A 16,997-nucleotide genomic window follows, 5' to 3' on the forward strand; every position below is an offset into this window, starting at 1 on the left:
GCTGAAATCGGCGGTGAAATTGCGGTTCACATGGTTCGCAACTGTTGGATTAATCTTTTTCTTTGCGCGTCCCATCCAATGAAAAAATGAATGTTTCTTCCTTAATTATCTATTTCGGGATGAAGCCATGAACTCCAAAAAATAGATAGAGAAAATGCTGAACAAACTACAACCATGTTTAGAACACAAGAGAAATTCTCTGAGAGATACACCGCTGAACTTCTTGGAGACATCATTGATGAACGACTGGAAAAATATGCACGAGACGTGCATACCTTTTTCCGTTCCACCCATGTTAGAATCTCAGGAATGTATTCCTCAATTTTTAATGATGCACCAATGGGTTTTTCCTGGGTCCCTTTTGAAAGCATGAACCCTGCAAGTCTTGCACTTCAACTTATTGCGGCACACCGAATTGATATTGAACGAATAAGTGTGCCTCTGGATGTCTATCAACCAGAATCGTATATTCTGTGGTATACCTATTTCTCTAATAAAAAAATGTTTAAAGATTATACGTTAAATCCTAACGAATTTAATGTTGTTATTCCATGTAAACGAAATCCACCAATTATCTCTAAGATAGCCACGTGGACAGAAAATAATTTACAAGATGAAATCAGGAGATATCACCCCGAATTACTCTGAATATTAGATTTTTTATAGAATACTTGCCCATACCGCTTTTTTTCTATTTGTTGGCTAATTAGTCGTGGCTAATTAGCCGATTTTCATGGCTAATTAGCGTCCCTCAAAAATATCAAAGACGAAAAACGAAAACAAAAAAAGAAAAAGGGATGGAGCAGATCAGTTGCATTTTTTATTTTATTTTTGGCAGTATTTCTTTTGTTTTTCCAGCATCCCAGATCGCCTTTATAGCAATGATTCCGGCAGCTGGCGCAGCAAATACTGCAAGGTATGTGATGATATTGGTGAAATAGGGAGCTAAACCCCACCAGTCACCTTTCGTCCATGTTGCTGCGGTGGTTCCGAGAAGTACCAAAATCAGTGTTCCAATTAGAAACATTGTTACTTTTTCATGGGTAATTGTACCGATTGCAAAGAATGATAGCACACCAATAATAAATCCTAGGAGAGCTAATAACGCTCCGACTGGTGTTGCTAATTCGGTTTCCCATGCATTGTTTGCTCCAAATGCAAGTCCAACGAGTACTGCTATAATAATACCTAAAAGCAGTAACCAACTTGCCATTGTTTTCAAACTATTTTCCATCTCTCACTCCTCCAGCTATTTATTTTTCCAGAGTAATGAACGATTTCTTACTATTTATATTTTTTGTTTTTTTCCTTGTTATAACAGGAGAAATACAATTTTTCTTTTCATTCGGATGAGGAGTCTGTATAGTTTGACAGTTTGACATTTTTGTGCGGTAGGTTAATATACCAATGTTGTTAAAATTTAACATGTCACTAATTAACAATATGTGTCGAGGTAGGAGATGAAAAAAACCATGCATAGAGTAGATGTAATGTATGAAATTGAGCAAGAAAACTTGGCAGAGGATATCTATGAAATGTACAAAATTAAAACGCCAAAAGATCGCATAAAATCCATTAAGATAACCGAGAAGGTCTTTGAGCTCATGCGCAGCGAGGGAATGCTTCAAAAAACCGATGATGGATACGTATTTGTTGGAAAATATGACGAGCTCAAAGAGTTCAAAAAGAAAAAAAAGCATTAAGATGAAAATGGTGACAGCAAGAGAAGACTAATTCCTTCTTCTATCACCTCTTCTTATGCTTCAGGTCTTCTCTTGCTTTTTATATCCATCTGAATAATAGAAACTCTTAAACGATTTTACATATTTTCCCTCTCTAGGTAGTAAATGGTGATTTCAAAAGGCAATAAATTCCATAAGAGATCAGATGATGAGTTACCTGATTTTATTAAAAAATTAGAACTTCAAGCGTTGGAAACAGCTGAAGAACGACTTCCATTATACCTCAAGGTGGGACTCAAAGATGCACACCGCATCTTAGATGTAGGGTGCGGTTCAGGGTTTGTAACTAGAGACATCGTTCGCCTTACCAAAGGGCATGTTGTTGCGGTTGATGGTTCTGAACGACTTATTCATGTCGCCCGTAAAATCCTCAAAAATTCAGCAAAAATAACTCTTTGTATCGGTGATGCGGAAACGCTTCCCTTCCAAGATAACAGTTTTGATCTAGTTACCTGTAATCTTATGTTGATGTGGGCAGATAACCCACAAAAAGTAGTTAATGAAATGGCTCGGGTGGCCTGTACTCATGGAAAAGTCCTTGCGTCACTTGAACCAGATTATGGTGGAAAAATACATTACCCTGAAAATGAAAAAATTGATCGATTATTTGCTGGAGAAGTCATTCGTAAAAAAGGAGGAGATCCACACATTGGTCGTAAATTGCGATCATTGTTTGTCAATGCTGGACTTGAAACAACGATCGGCATCGGAAATAGTAGAATTTGGTCGTGTGAAGAAGACAAACAGTATTATCTTCATTCCCGAGATTTCTACATCAAAGTTTTAAAAGACGCAGGACTTTCAGAAAAAGAAATCGATAGTTGGGAATATGAATTTCTAAAATCTCTCGACGATGGGACTCAAGTAAATTTTTTTCCACAGTTTTATGCAATTGGTATAAAACCCAAGTGTTAATTAATATCTTCGAAGTTATCAGGAGTGATCAACAATGACTGCTCACATTCTATATGGAAAGAATATCGCTCAAAATATGAAAAACACTGTTGCAGAAGAAATACAACTACTGAAAAGAAAATATTCTCTACAACCAAAGATTACAACGATTATAATAGGTGATAACCCATCATCTCAGTTGTATCTCAAGCTGCGCGATAAGGCTTGTGAAGAAGTTGGAATTCACTCAGATCATCTGTTTTTTGACGAAACAGCATCGGAAGATACAGTTATTTCGACGATTCATACGTTGAATAAAAAAAAAGAAATTCATGGAATCTTGATTCAATATCCTGTTCCAAAACATATCTCTCAGCAGGCTTTGATGTGTTCAATAGATCCTGCAAAAGATGTTGAAGGTTTTCATCCTTATAATATTGGACAACTTCTTCTTGGAAATGAAACACTGGCGCCATGTACTCCTCGAGCAGTAATTGAGCTCTTGTCCTCTAACAACATACTGGTGGAGGGAAAACATATTGCTATCATCAACCATAGTATTGTTGTCGGCAAACCACTCTCAATTCTGTTGTTAAATAGAAATGCAACAGTGACTGTTTGTCATGTCTTTACAAAAAATCTTTCGGATGTTACCAAAACTGCTGATATTATAATTTCTGCTGTTGGCAAACCAAAATTGATTCAAGCATCAATGGTAAAAAACGATTCGATTGTGATCGATGTTGGCATCGTTCAAACGCCGGATGGCGTTTGTGGTGATGTTGACTTTGAAATGGTTAAAGAAAAAGCAGCGATGATAACTCCAGTACCTGGAGGTATTGGTCCGATTACGATTGCCTGCGCGTTACAAAATATGATCGCGACGTTTGAACAATGCATGCAGCAAAAGAAGAAAAAGTAGTAAATTATTTTCGAATAAATGCAAAATAATTGTTTGAATATGGTTTTCCTTTGATTTTTTCATGAACTATCTTTTCTATGATCAAGCCGGAGCTTTTGATATCGTGGATAAATTCATGCTGTCCATACAAATGATAAAAACGTGAGATCTGCGTCGTATGTTGTTTCCAAGGTATTTCGATGTCGCCAAATTCCCGCTGAGTTTGAAAAAATAGTTCTTTGAAAAAATAAAAGCGGTAGTTTTTCTGCCATCGAGACCATACACTAATTAAACCAATCCCACCTGGTTTGAGAATCCGATGGAGTTCGCGTAATGCATGCTTTCGTTTGTTTTTACCTTTGATATTGTGCAGGGAAGCGATAAAAAGAACTCCATCAAATGAGTTGTCCTTGAACGGCAAGCACGTTACAGTTCCATGGACAAAAAACGTGTTGGAGTTGTGAAGTTTCTGAGTTTTTTCCCGGGCAATACTGAGGAGATTACGTGAGATATCAAAACCAACAACAGATGTACAGTGCTGAGCGCAAGCAAGAAGATGCCGGCCATTACCACATCCAAGATCGATTACTGATGCCGAATGCGGTAACGTTTGCAGAAAATCAAGAACGATTTGCCAGGGTTTTTGTCGTGTTGTATCGAAACTATACGCAATCGTATCCCATGTTTGTTCAGATGTATGTTCGTAAGTATCAATCATACTCTTTTCCATAGGATAACAGAAGATGTTTTTTATGATTTTGTCTCATACTAGGGCACCAAGTGGGAAACTTAATTACCAGGTCACAGAATACAGGGGCTTTAACTAGAACAGTATCTTCGGAGGCAATGCATATGGCTATAATGATTACTGGTTCAGATCTCACCATTGAAAAACTTGTTGATGTCGCTCGGAATTATGAAAAAATTGTCCTTGATCCAAGAGCCATAGAACGAATTAAAAAATGTAGAGCAATGCTTGAAAAAAAGATCAAAGCAAAAGAGATTATGTACGGGGTGAATACAGGAATTGGTGAGTTCTCCGAAGTTGTTTTAAGCGATAATCAAATAAAAGATTTTCAGAAGTATCTCATCTATAATCATGCTGCAGGCATAGGGGAACCTGCCCCAATCGAACACGTTCGGGCGGCGATGCTTGCTCGAATTAACGTTCATGCTCATGGAAATTCAGGATGTCGTCCTGAAATCACGCAAACACTGGTTGAAATGCTCAATAAAAATGTAACACCGTTTGTATGCCAGAAAGGTTCAGTTGGTGCCTGTGGCGACCTTGCACCAATGGCACAAATTGCTCTCCTTATGCTCGGGGAAGGAAAAGCATATTTTCAAGGAAAACTCCTTGAAGGCAAAGAGGCTCTGAATAAAGCAGGAATAACACCCCCTGGTTTAGAAGCCCGAGATGGTCTTGCAATTATTAACGGTTCAAATATGCTTACTGCAATGAGTGCTCTTTTTCTCTATGATGCAATGAATTGGATAAAACAAGCTGAGATCGCAGCAGCAATGACTCTTGAAGCATTAAAGGCAAATATGAAACCCTATAATCCAAAAATTCTTGAGGTTCGAGGTTTTCCAGGTGCCGTAAAATCAGCGAAAAATATCAAAAGATTGATTACTGGTGGTGACCTTGAAAAAGGAACTATGAAATGCAAAGTCCAGGATGCATATTCTATGCGTTCAACACCCCAGGTGATCGGTGCTGCTCGAGACGCGTTAGAATATGCTCGAACTCAAGTTGAAATTGAACTGAATGGCGTTGGCGATAATCCTATTTTTTTCCCTGACGAAAATCTCCAATTATCTGGAGCCAATTTCCAAGGTAGTCCTGTATCACTTCCAATGGATATGGCAGGTACCGCAATCACCATGGTATGTGTTCTCTCAGAACGACGTCTGAATCGATTAAACAATCCTGCCTTAAGCGCTGGCCTTCCAGCATTTCTTACAAAAGGAGGCGGAATGTTCTCAGGGTTAATGCTCAGTCAATATACTGCTGATCATTTAATTGTTGAACAGCGGATATTATCAAATCCTGCTTCGATCCAATCAATTCCTGCCGCCGCGGATCAAGAAGATTTCGTTTCGATGGGTATGAATACTGCATTGAAAAATTTACAAATTCTTGATAATGCATATGGTATCCTTGGAATCGAATTTATGGCTGCTGCACAAGCACTTGATCTCCGAGAGTATTCGTTTGGGAAAGCAGTTACCAAAGCAAAAGAAGTGATCCGGAAACATGTCCAATTTTTAGATGTTGACCGGCCTCTGTATCCAGATCATAATAAAATGAAAGAACTGGTAAAATCCTGTGAAATTTTAAAAGAAGTCGAAAAAACCATAGGACCGCTTCTCTAAAAACTTTTTTTTATTTTCTGGTACGAACTGTACAACAAAATTTTTTAAGAATGAAAAAGAAAAAAACTTTTGGAGACGTGAAAAAGTGATCTTTATTGTATTCATGTTCTTGATGATTTTTTTCTGTATAATTCTTGAAAACAGTGGAACGTATTTTTTTATCCCAGGTTTTATCTGGTCATTGATCTTCTTGGAAATGATCTATGTCGGCACAATCATGTATAAAAATAAATTTTTACATCGAAAAAGTCGATGAAAAAATAAAGCGGATTACGTGATCATAGGAATTTTGATATGCTCTTTTTTTGCAAGTTGTCGTGCCTCTGGATAGCCAGCATCGACGTGTCGTGCAACACCAATCCCTGGATCTGTGGTAAAGACCCGTTTGATTCGTTCATCAGTTTCATGGGTTCCATCGCAGATCACAACCATACCGGAATGGGTTGAGAGTCCGATGCCGACTCCTCCACCGTTATGAATGTGGACACTATCAGCACCAGCAGCACAGTTAAGCAGAGCATTGAGCAATGGCCAGTCAGCAATTGCATCACTACCATCTCTCATATTTTCTGTTTCTCGGTATGGCGATGCGACACTGCCGCTATCAAGATGATCTCGTGTGATTGCAATTGGACCGATCTGACAGTCTCTGACCAGTTCGTTGATTCGTAAAGCAAACCGTGCTCGTTCCCCGTATCCAAGCCAGCAAACTCGAGCAGGTAGCCCCTCCCAAGGTAAAAATTGTTCAGCAAGATGAATCCAATTAACAAGAATTTTGTCATGAGGAAACATTGTAATAATTTCTTGATCAGTTTTAAGGATGTCTTCTGGATTTCCAGTGAGTGCAATCCACCGAAACGGGCCCCGACCGACGCAGAACAATGGTCTGATGTATTCAGGGACAAAACCAGGATAGTCAAAAGCATTAAGAAGGCCTGCTTTATAGGCTTGTCCGCGGAGATTGTTCCCATAATCAAAAACAACTGCTCCGTGTTTTTGGAATTCAAGTAATGCCGCACAATGCTGTTTCATGCTGGTAAGTGACTGCTTGATATATTCTGTTGGGTTTTTTACCCGTAACGCTAATGCTTCAGACAGATTTTCTCCATAATATCCAGCAGGAATATAGCCATTGAGCTCATCATGAGCCGATGTCTGATCAGTGACAACATCTGGTTTGAAGTTGTCGCGAACCAACGCCGGCAAAACATCGGCACAGTTTCCAAGAAGTGCTATTGAAAGAGGTTTGTGTTCCTCTCGTGCAAGTAATGCGAGATCAAGCGCTTTATCAACAGAAGTTACTTTTGTATCGCAAAATCCTTTCTGTATACGCCGATCAATACGTTCTTCATCACATTCAACAGCAATACAAATACCATGATTCATCGTAACCGCTAGAGGCTGCGCACCTCCCATACCACCAAGACCACCCGTAAGAACAATTTTATCGGTGAGATCTGTTTTGAAATGTTTTTGTGCGCATGCCGCAAACGTTTCATAGGTTCCCTGAATGATCCCTTGGGTTCCAATATAGCACCACGACCCTGCAGTCATTTGTCCATACATCGTGAGTCCTTGTGCTTCGAGTTTCCGAAAATGTTCCCAAGTACTCCAGTACGGGACGAGATTGGAATTTGCGATCAGTACGCGTGGTGCGTTTGTCCATGTTTTAAAAATACCGACTGGTTTTCCTGACTGAACAAGAAGTGTCTCATCGTTGTCTAGTTTTTGTAAAGCGGCAACAATTGCATGAAAGCATTCCCAGTTACGTGCTGCTTTTCCTGTGCCACCGTAAATGATGAGTTGTTCTGGCAGTTCCGCATTGGTAAGATTGTTTTCAAGCATCCGGAGGATGCCTTCTTGTTTCCAACCCTTGCATCGGAGCGTGGTACCCTTTGTGAGTGGAATCGTATGTTTCATGACGTATCACATCTAGTGAATCACAAAGGTGTTGTTTAAGTTTTTTATTAGTAATTGTGTGGGAATCGGAAGGAGGCTGGCCTCACGAGGAGGGGATGGGATGCACGTAAAAAAACAACTACCAGCCCAATTCCTTCCAAGAATCACATATTCGTATCTAATATTTATAATTTACGTAGACAATCGTTTCACATAATTCGTCTTTTTGTTTTAATAAAAAGTTATTTCGTAGATAAAAAAATGTATGTATTATATGCGGAACTAACGCATGTAGGTTAGTCATTTTATTGATACAAAAAGGGAAGGACGGCTGGCCTCACTAGGAGGGGATGGGATGCACTCTAACAAAACAACAACTACCAGCCCAATTCCTTCCATAGAATAAAAAGGAATAAGTACTATATATTTTTTTCGCTTTAAACAAAAGAAATGCTGACAACGTTACTTCCTCGGAGGATAATTCTCCCAAGTCTACGTTTTTTTTCATCTTTATCTGTCTCTTCAACCTCATCAAGAACCAGATTCATGTATTCATCGAATCCTAAGAGTTTTCCTTCAATACGTCTACTATCCTTTAACAGAAGAAGTAGTTTTTGATTCACTGATTTTTCGAGGATATCTAATGGTAACGCCATAGCATACGGTAAGATGACAACCCTTTTTAAAGATATTCCTTTCGATTTCTATGGCAATAACAATGGTTGATACCCGCCAACAAGAAGGCTCGGGTCGCCAAATAAAATCCAGGTTGCAGGAACTTGAACATCGATCCATGCATCAGAAAGATACACTGGATCTGAACTCAGCCAATTAATCGGATACGTGGTTGTATACCAATTTATTGCACCTCTCCAAGCATCTCCAAGGATATGTTGACCATAGGTCCCATACTGTTCAAAAAAGGCAACCTCAAGTTCATTGATACCACCGATAAATGCATGTTTATCTTCTTTGGTGAATCCAAGAGCAGTTGCCCCAAGTGTTGCAATAGAACCACCACGAACAACACGGGTGAGCCTCCACCCAAGACATTCAAATACTCCCTCCTGCCGATACCGTAATGTTTTGTTGAAATTTCGAAAGATGTTGACATCAAATTGAAGGTTGTGACATCCTGAAAGCACACAAACAGGATATCGGTTGTTGTTGTTTAAACGATGAACGTTTGTAGTACTTAACGCATGAACAAAGCCTGTTCCATTTGGATTATTATTACCCCATTGTTTTGGACTGCCATGACCAACAAAGTAGAGAAAACCACATCCAGGATTCACCGCTTTTTGCACATCTCTAAAACCAGTCAACGTTCCTGATGAAGTGTATAAGCGGACGGGAAAAAAACCAGTCATATTTTCTAATGCTTGATCACCATAATATTCACCTTCGTATCCAGTCCAGTTTGGATTATGTGATTCCGGGTAAGTATCCCCAGCTGCAACAACCATTCGGTTAAACCATGATTGCCCCCAGGTTTTCGTCTCGTAGGTGATGATTTTGTCGACCATGATACTTACTTCATACTCGTTTCTGCAGGGAAGCCGGCCAACTGCAACATCTGCTGTGAGATCAATATTGATATCCTCGGGTGTTTCACCATAGATCCATTCACCATAATCACCATCGCCATCACTATCCCACGTTGAAAAATTTCCTGCTGCATCATAAATATCAGCATAGTAAAGATCAGAAAGAATTTCTGACTCCCAATCATTCGCCATGTGAAGGTATCGAACAGGTACATACCAGAACGGAAGTTGCCCTTTTTTTCCACCGACAAGAAGCACGTATTTAATACCCCATTCTTCTATCGCTGTTTTAATATAGTATTTTATTTTCTCAGCTTGGTCACGACCATGCCAGTACATCTGATGGTAGATTTCATCTAGTGTCACAAGACGTGTTGATATGCCCATGCGTTGTTTATGACAGACGAGGGGTTCAAGCTCATCGATAAATACTTTTGGTGCAACGATTAAAAGCTGATAGATTGCATTAGTTGATGATGATATCTTTATGTTTGGTATGTTCCCAAAATTGTTTACATCAGTCTTTCTTCCTGAAGTAGATGGTAGCATGAAACACCCGAAAAATAAAAGCGCCATGACCAGTACACAGAGTTTTTGACATTTGAACAACTTCATAGTATTCCCAAGAACTATTAATATAAAACATAGTTTATAAATTTTTACCTACAAGAATAACCTATTGAGGATATCCTCCGATACGAAGGCTTGGATCGCCAAGAAGCGCCCATTGCTGAACGGTTTTTGCATCAATTGCAAAGTCCCAAGCAGCAGGCGTGTTCCAGTTGATAGGATAGTGATCTAGGTAATTGGCAATAGTTGTAGCCCAGATATCCCCAAGTATGTGGGTAGTACTGTGGTTGTATTCATAGAAAAACGTTGGTTGTAGGTAATCTCCAGCACCGCTGAATGATTCTTTATCCTCTTTGCTCATCCCAAGACCAGTACATCCAATAGTTGCAATAGAACCTCCGCCTATTTTCCGAGTTAGTTTCCAACCCCAACATTCAGAAATCCAAGTATAATAATACCATGGATCATCTCGAAGTTTTTTGAGATGAACATCGAATTGAAGATTGTGACAACCGCCGACGATGCATATTGGCATCATATTTCGATTGCGTAATAAACTCATTGATGGGACAGAAAGTCCATCAATCCATGTGTCTGCATCATTGGGCGGGTGGGTGCTCCAGTAATACGGGTTTGCATGGCCTTCAAAATAAAGAAAACCACATCCTTGATTGATCGAACGAATGACATCTCTGGGTCCACTGAAAGTCCCATCAGACGTCCATAACTTCACTGGGGTAAAACCACTCATGTTTTCCAAAACAAGCAAGGTGTTTTCTTCACCTTCGTTGCCAGTCCAGTTTGGATTAAGTGACTCGGGGTAGGTATCACCAGCAACGACGACAATCGTGTTAAACCACGATTGATTATAGGTTGTTGTCTCATAGGTTTTAATCTTGTGAACCATGACAGTAACTTCAATGCTGTTTCTGCAGGCAAGTCGACCAACTGCAACATCTGGGTATAAATCGATTGGTTGATCTTCAGCAGTATCACCAAACCATTCGCCATAGACGCCGTTGTGATTCGAATCCCAACTTGAAAAATTTCCTGCTGCATCATAAATATCAGCATAGTACAACTCTGAGATGAAACAAGGTTCATGAAATCCATGATTCACATCAGCATTGTAACAGTATCGAACCGGTATGTGGCGGAAATCACCGACAAGAAGCACGTATTTAATACCCCATTCTTCTATCGCTGTTTTAATATAGTATTTTATTTTCTCAGCTTGGTCACGACCATGCCAGTACATCTGATGGTAGATTTCATCTAGTGTCACAAGACGTGTTGATATGCCCATGCGTTGTTTATGACAGATGAGAGGTTGTAATACTGGTAGAAATTCTCGAGGTGCAATGACGAGAAGTTCATAGATTGATGATGTTTGAGTTGGTGGTGGTGCGAAGGATGATGAACGAGCAATACTTGAAGGAACAGCGGTTTGATGTGTTTTTGCCTGAGTTATGGGAAGAACCATACACAGGATGATACAGATGCTACAAAGCCCGAGGTGCCTGCGGTCTTTGAACGAAATATAGTGTTTCTTCATTGAAAGAACCCCCAATATATGGTAGCACTGTTGTTAGTTAATAAATCTTTAGCTTGAGAGCAAAAAAACACATAAATAGATGATTTTTAATTCAGAATGGATAAAAACGAAAAATGGTGGTGCACGATGGAATATTGTCGAATTTGCGGTGAACCGTTAGATCCCGAAGATGAGCTCGAAGCTGTGTGTAAAAACTGTCAAGAAGGAAAAACGTCAGATCAGACAAACCTGCTGTAGACGGTGTAAGTACTGTTTTGACCCAGGTAAGAGTAGTTATTCTGCATAAAAAGATTGTATCCATATTGGACGGTCTGGTTGTTGATTCTGTTCAAGGATTTCAATCCATGCTTCATTGGTTAATCGGTTTTGCATGGGTTGTTTAAATTCATAGTAACTAAAAACAGGTCCCGCCCCTACAAGAACACGCCCATCGGGAAGTTTGTACGCAACAATAATAAGATCAACATATCCTACTGCTTCTTCAAGGATCAGTCCTGTGTTAGTATCAGTATGCACATCGGCAATAAGGGTGGTTTCTTTCCCTTTATCGTTGACTCCTAGAACAACTCCTTTCAGTTCGTCGCCAAAATTCCGTATGAATTCATATTGGTCTTCAGTAAGCATTGTCCCTTCAAGTTCGTCAATGGTTATCGCCCGAAGTTTGATAAGGATGTTTGCAAGGTTTTGAAGTCGCACTGTTTCCGTCTCAGTGAGCACACCAAGTGTAGATAAACCGTTTGTTGTCATCCGAGTCAGTGCAAGAAGTCGTGTATAAAATTCAGGTGTTGGTTCAACGTATCCAACTATAGGAAACATGTGAGCGCCACCATCAACTGAAGTCGTTGTTGGTGTATAGCTTTGTTTTGCGTAGAGAATCGTATCATGTCGTAATTCAGTCCACGATGCAAGACACGTTTGAAGTTGTTTATCAAGCCAGGCATCTGTGGTCATGAAGGTTGGATAAACATCGGTTTTTTCAGAGAGTAATGATTGAAGGGTGTACAGCCAGCTGAAGTATAGATTTTTATTCCAGTCGGTTATTGTAAACATTGAGAAGTTTTCTTGTAATTTATTAAATTGTTCGTAGTAGCCGATGTATGCTGTATCCTGATCATTGATGAGAATATCTTTTGCTCGTCGTGATCCAAGAATTGCCATAACATCAAGTCCTCGAGGGAACAGACGGCCATTGTGACCACCAGTAAATGGGGTACCTGTTCCCGTAAATGGACCGACTGCAGGGAATACAAGTTGTTGGAATATGTACGAATCAGGAACAAATCGCTGTCCCATGAACCGCATGCCTTTCGTTTTATCAAGAACCTTGTTGAGGTCTTCAATAGTAATATTTTTTCCTGGAATGATCTCTACTGCACTATTGCCGGTTCCGCCATAGATTTTCGGACTGCGTTGTTCTGCAAGTTTTATTTTTAGTTCTAACAGTTTTTCATCATTTGTAAAATGTATTGTCGGGAATGAAGATCCGAAAACCTGCTGAATACAATCAAGATATTCATAGGGTGTCAAATCATCAGCAACACCGACAAAAAATGAGGTAACCGCATACAGTCGATCCCAGAATGTTTGCAAGGGTTGACCGTCCAAGGTTATCGAAGGTAATGCGCTTGCAATAAGACAGGCTTGAAGAGTCTGGATTTTTGCATCATAGGCTGAGATGAGAAAATTCTGATCTGGACCATGGGGTTCTCCACCTTTGATAAGAAAGGAAATACGACCATACCACATCATTGTGGTAAAATACCGTTTTAGTTTTTCTGACTGGGTATAATGACCACGAGGAACGTACTGGGAATAATCTTCAGCATAGATAAATACCGGGCTCTCCATGAATCCTTGATGTTTCTGGATGAATGTTAACTCATCTTTCACGAGATCTTGGATATACGCAGGAATAATGAAATGAAGTTCAGGGATATCTTCTGATCCATTATAGGTTTCAGTTGGTGTTTGCAGCAAGCTGAGAGCAACAGCAAAAAAAGCACTGTTTCGTCGTGCTGCTTCTTTGAGATCAGCAGCGGTGAAAGTTTCATAATCTGCAATCGATTGATCATACAATACTTTGGTAATGTTGAGGAGAAGGTAGAAAAATTCACGTTCTTCAATTCCTTTAAGAATTTGATCAAATTGTATATGGTACAAGTGGAGTAACGTATCCGAGGTAACAAAGATCGGGATGTTGTGTTTTTTCAGATAGGTGTAGAGTGTGATGATATCATCTTCATTTGAACTGAAGGGAAAAACGACAAATCCGTTGTTTGAAAGAAGATTTTTCTGTTCGATGTTCAACGAAAAAAGAGCATTAATCGTATTGAAATTTTCAATTTGTGATATATCTATTGGGAGAGTATATTGTGGTGGCTGCATCTGGATAACTACTGCATCAGAAGAATAATAGGTCGCAAGTTTATATTTTGGATGATCAAGCTCATCTGCTCGAACTGAAGGGATACTAATGTGCTCTCGATTCATTTCTGGTTGTTGAACACATCCACTTAACCCGACTACAATCAAAAGCGCACACACTCCAAAACAAAAAAAGATTTTTTTGTGATACATAACTGTTTAACCTCAAAGGTAACTATAGTTTGAATTATTTATAAAGTTGATGAAAATGTTTGGAAAACACCAAATTGATGCCGATAGCTTTTAATGGGAAATCATCGATGCTGTACCTGGTTGTATGGTCCTTGAAGGTCTCAGTGATTCACTTCGAAAAACGATTCAAAAAATTGCGAATGCAGTTACTGTGGATGCAACGTTAATCAAAGAAATCGTCCGTGATATCCAACGAGCGTTACTCCAAGCAGACGTCAATGTAAAACTCGTCGTCGAACTATCAAAAAAAATTGAGAAACGTGCTCTTGAAGAAAAACCACCTGCAGGGATGAATAACCGTGAACATGTAATTCGTATTGTTGATCATGAACTCGTGCAGGTCCTCGGCAAAACTCGAGAACTATCTATGAAAAAACAGGTTATCATGATGGTCGGTCTTTATGGTCAAGGTAAAACGACAACCTGTGGTAAACTTTCTCGATATTTTAAAAAGAAAGGATTACGACCAGCATTGATCGCTGGTGATGTTCATCGACCTGCTGCATATGAACAGTTAAAACAGATTGCTGAACAGGTCGAAGTACCATTTTATGGCGATAAATCTGAAAAAAATGCTGTAAAGGTTATCAAAGATGGACTTGAAAAATTAAAAAAAACCTGCGATGTTATAATTGTCGATACCTCAGGGCGACATAAACTTGAAGATGATTTGATTACTGAAATGAAAGATATCTTTAAAGCAACAAATCCTGACGAAAAATTACTCGTGATGGATGCAGCGATGGGCCAACAAGCAGGTCCTCAGGCACAAGCTTTTCATGACGCAATTGGAATAACCGGCATTATCCTGACGAAACTAGATGGAACTGCAAAAGGAGGAGGGGCATTGAGTGCTGCTGCAACTGTCGGCGCTCCGATTATTTTCGTTGGTACCGGCGAGCATCCCGCAGATTTTGAAAAATTTGACCCTCAAGGTTTTATCTCAAGGCTTCTCGGGATGGGTGATTTGAAATCACTCCTCGAACGTGCTGAAGAAAGTTTAAAAGGAAAAGACGCTGAGAAAACAGCGCGTCGTCTGATGTCTGGAAAGTTTAACCTCAATGACATGTATGAACAAATGAACATGATCCAAGGAATGGGCCCTCTTTCAAAGGTTGCTGAAATGCTTCCGTTTGGTGGTGCAGCGAAACTAAAGAATGTTGACATGAATGAAACGCAGAATAAATTAAAACGATTCCGTGTGATTATGGATTCGATGACGCCGGAGGAGAAAGAAAATCCTGATATTATTCGATCATCACGGATAAAGCGAATAGCACGAGGTGCAGGCGTCGAACATAAAGATGTGAAGGAGTTATTGAAGTATTACTCTATGACGAAACGGATGATGCAAGGTTTCTCAAGTGATCGGAAGATGCGACGGAATCTACTACGGCAGCTGGATTTTGGAAAATAAAATCCTTTTTTTATGGTAAGATATGCTTGTGAAAAACTATGATCAGTTAATTATCAATGGGAAAACTGTGGAGCTGCAACAAAAACGTCGTGATCTTCTTGATATGCTCATTGCAGGTGTAGAAGCGGTAAATCCATATCAGGCCGTCTCTGCATGTATCCACGAGAAGATACTGAGATGTGATTCGAAAATATTGAATTTATCAAATTTTAACCGTATTTTTGTTATTGGGTTTGGCAAAGCAAGTATTGGTATGACCAAAGCAATCTGTGACCATATTCCAGTCGCTAAAGGAATTGTAATCTACCATGAGCAATACACTGAAGTTTTTCCTGAGACCATCCAGGTTTTTATTGGGACGCACCCATTACCAAGTAAACAAAATATCAAAGCAACTGATGCGGTTGTAAACATTATGAGAACATGTGGCGACCGTGATCTCGTTCTTGTTTTGATTTCTGGTGGTGGCTCTGCGCTCCTTTGCAAACCTCGCGTGTCGCTGAAAGACCTAAGAACAGTGAATGAACTTTTGCTTCGAAGTCCTGCCACAATCCAAGAGGTCAACACGGTTCGAAAACATCTTTCATTGGTCCATGGGGGACAGTTAGTCGCTGAGTGTAAAGGAACCGTGCTTTCATTGATTATTTCTGATATCGTTGGTGACCCTGTAGAGTTTATTGCATCTGGCCCAACAGCTCCTGACTCAACTTCATTTATTGACGCAAAGAACGTGTTCGAAAAATATAATATCCTAGATAAAATACCAGAAAACGTCCGTCGTTTGATGAAATTAGGATGCACTGGTCAGATTTCTGAAACCTTAAAAAAAGATAATCCTGTTTTTGAACGGGTTCACAACTGTATTATTGCAAATAATGCTTCTGCATGTCGTGCAGTGAAAAAAAAAGCCGAACAACTCGGATATACTGCATCTATAGTTACTACATCGTTAGTTGGCGAAGCACGAACGATCGGAAGAAACGTAGTATCTCAGATACACAACAAACCTCAAAAAACAGTGCTGATCTCTAGTGGAGAAACAACTGTTTCTGTTCAAGGTCCCGGACGAGGAGGTAGAAATCAGGAATTAATACTTGGTTGTGCCGAACTGATTGCTACAACTGATATTGTTATGGCAAGTTTTGCAACAGACGGAAAAGATGGAAACAGTCCTGCTGCCGGCGCTGTCATTGATGGTTTTACGATGTCAAAGGCAGTGAAGAAAGGTTTACAACCAATAAGTTTTTTGAAGAAAAATAATTCATACGAGTTTTTTTCAATACTAGGTGATGCGTTAATCACCGGTCCAACAGGAACCAATGTCATGGATATTTGCGTGGTGTTACGTTGATTTTCTCTTCAACAAGATCTGGAATACTGAGAATAAGACATTGGGACAGAATTAATCCGGGCGTATTCTTGTGATAAAAATATTGTGAAAGAATGCGGTAGAAAATAATGCTATTTCTCGTCGATCTTC

14 protein-coding genes are annotated in these 16,997 nt (G+C 39.6%); 7 read left to right on the plus strand and 7 right to left on the minus strand.

Annotated features, from left to right (window positions below):
- Positions 1-174 precede the first annotated feature (174 nt).
- On the plus strand, positions 175-648 hold the full coding sequence (locus QXL17_06865; protein ID MEM4258852.1) for a hypothetical protein: 474 nt from the start codon (positions 175-177) through the stop codon (positions 646-648).
- A 172-nt stretch (positions 649-820) separates the two neighbouring features.
- Here QXL17_06865 and QXL17_06870 read toward each other — a convergent pair whose 3' ends face one another.
- The gene (locus tag QXL17_06870; protein ID MEM4258853.1) at positions 821-1,234 is read right to left on the minus strand and encodes a hypothetical protein; all 414 of its coding nucleotides are present in this window, start codon (positions 1,232-1,234) and stop codon (positions 821-823) included.
- Positions 1,235-1,460: 226 nt separating this feature from the next.
- Between QXL17_06870 and QXL17_06875 the strand changes: the two genes are divergently transcribed.
- The 3 genes from QXL17_06875 to QXL17_06885 all read left to right on the plus strand — a co-directional run bounded on the left by QXL17_06875 (position 1,461) and on the right by QXL17_06885 (position 3,558).
- The gene (locus QXL17_06875; protein MEM4258854.1) at positions 1,461-1,703 is read left to right on the plus strand and encodes a hypothetical protein; all 243 of its coding nucleotides are present in this window, start codon (positions 1,461-1,463) and stop codon (positions 1,701-1,703) included.
- A gap of 144 nt (positions 1,704-1,847) precedes the next feature.
- Positions 1,848-2,657, plus strand: coding sequence for a methyltransferase domain-containing protein (locus QXL17_06880; protein ID MEM4258855.1), 810 nt, complete (start codon positions 1,848-1,850; stop codon positions 2,655-2,657).
- 34 nt (positions 2,658-2,691) lie between these two features.
- Positions 2,692-3,558, plus strand: coding sequence for a bifunctional 5,10-methylenetetrahydrofolate dehydrogenase/5,10-methenyltetrahydrofolate cyclohydrolase (locus QXL17_06885; GenBank protein MEM4258856.1), 867 nt, complete (start codon positions 2,692-2,694; stop codon positions 3,556-3,558).
- 4 nt (positions 3,559-3,562) lie between these two features.
- Here the strand turns inward: QXL17_06885 and QXL17_06890 are convergent, their stop codons facing one another.
- On the minus strand, positions 3,563-4,255 hold the full coding sequence (locus tag QXL17_06890) for a class I SAM-dependent methyltransferase (protein MEM4258857.1): 693 nt from the start codon (positions 4,253-4,255) through the stop codon (positions 3,563-3,565).
- Positions 4,256-4,389: 134 nt separating this feature from the next.
- On the opposite strand from QXL17_06890, the gene QXL17_06895 reads away from it, so the two are divergent.
- Positions 4,390-5,913, plus strand: coding sequence for an aromatic amino acid ammonia-lyase (locus QXL17_06895; GenBank protein ID MEM4258858.1), 1,524 nt, complete (start codon positions 4,390-4,392; stop codon positions 5,911-5,913).
- A gap of 270 nt (positions 5,914-6,183) precedes the next feature.
- Here the strand turns inward: QXL17_06895 and hutU are convergent, their stop codons facing one another.
- The 5 genes from hutU to QXL17_06920 form a co-directional block, all read right to left on the minus strand.
- A complete protein-coding gene (gene hutU / locus QXL17_06900) occupies positions 6,184-7,833 on the minus strand; it encodes a urocanate hydratase (protein ID MEM4258859.1) in 1,650 nt (549 codons plus the stop codon).
- Between the two features lie 416 nt (positions 7,834-8,249).
- The gene (locus QXL17_06905; protein MEM4258860.1) at positions 8,250-8,468 is read right to left on the minus strand and encodes an LSM domain-containing protein; all 219 of its coding nucleotides are present in this window, start codon (positions 8,466-8,468) and stop codon (positions 8,250-8,252) included.
- Between the two features lie 48 nt (positions 8,469-8,516).
- Entirely contained in the window at positions 8,517-9,908 is a 1,392-nt protein-coding gene (locus tag QXL17_06910) for a C25 family cysteine peptidase (GenBank protein MEM4258861.1), read from the minus strand.
- Positions 9,909-10,035: 127 nt separating this feature from the next.
- Positions 10,036-11,484: a C25 family cysteine peptidase gene (locus QXL17_06915; protein MEM4258862.1), complete on the minus strand. Its 1,449-nt coding sequence runs from the start codon at positions 11,482-11,484 to the stop codon at positions 10,036-10,038.
- Positions 11,485-11,757: 273 nt separating this feature from the next.
- Entirely contained in the window at positions 11,758-14,016 is a 2,259-nt protein-coding gene (locus tag QXL17_06920) for a DUF3160 domain-containing protein (protein ID MEM4258863.1), read from the minus strand.
- Positions 14,017-14,185: 169 nt separating this feature from the next.
- On the opposite strand from QXL17_06920, the gene QXL17_06925 reads away from it, so the two are divergent.
- Both QXL17_06925 and QXL17_06930 read left to right on the plus strand, forming a co-directional pair.
- The gene (locus tag QXL17_06925) at positions 14,186-15,517 is read left to right on the plus strand and encodes a signal recognition particle protein Srp54 (GenBank protein ID MEM4258864.1); all 1,332 of its coding nucleotides are present in this window, start codon (positions 14,186-14,188) and stop codon (positions 15,515-15,517) included.
- Positions 15,518-15,539: 22 nt separating this feature from the next.
- Positions 15,540-16,868 (plus strand): DUF4147 domain-containing protein, encoded by a 1,329-nt coding sequence (locus QXL17_06930; GenBank protein MEM4258865.1) that lies wholly within the window; start codon positions 15,540-15,542, stop codon positions 16,866-16,868.
- Positions 16,869-16,997 lie beyond the last annotated feature (129 nt).

The sequence above is a fragment of the Candidatus Thermoplasmatota archaeon genome (assembly GCA_038884455.1).
GTDB lineage: Archaea > Thermoplasmatota > E2 > DHVEG-1 > DHVEG-1 > JAWABU01.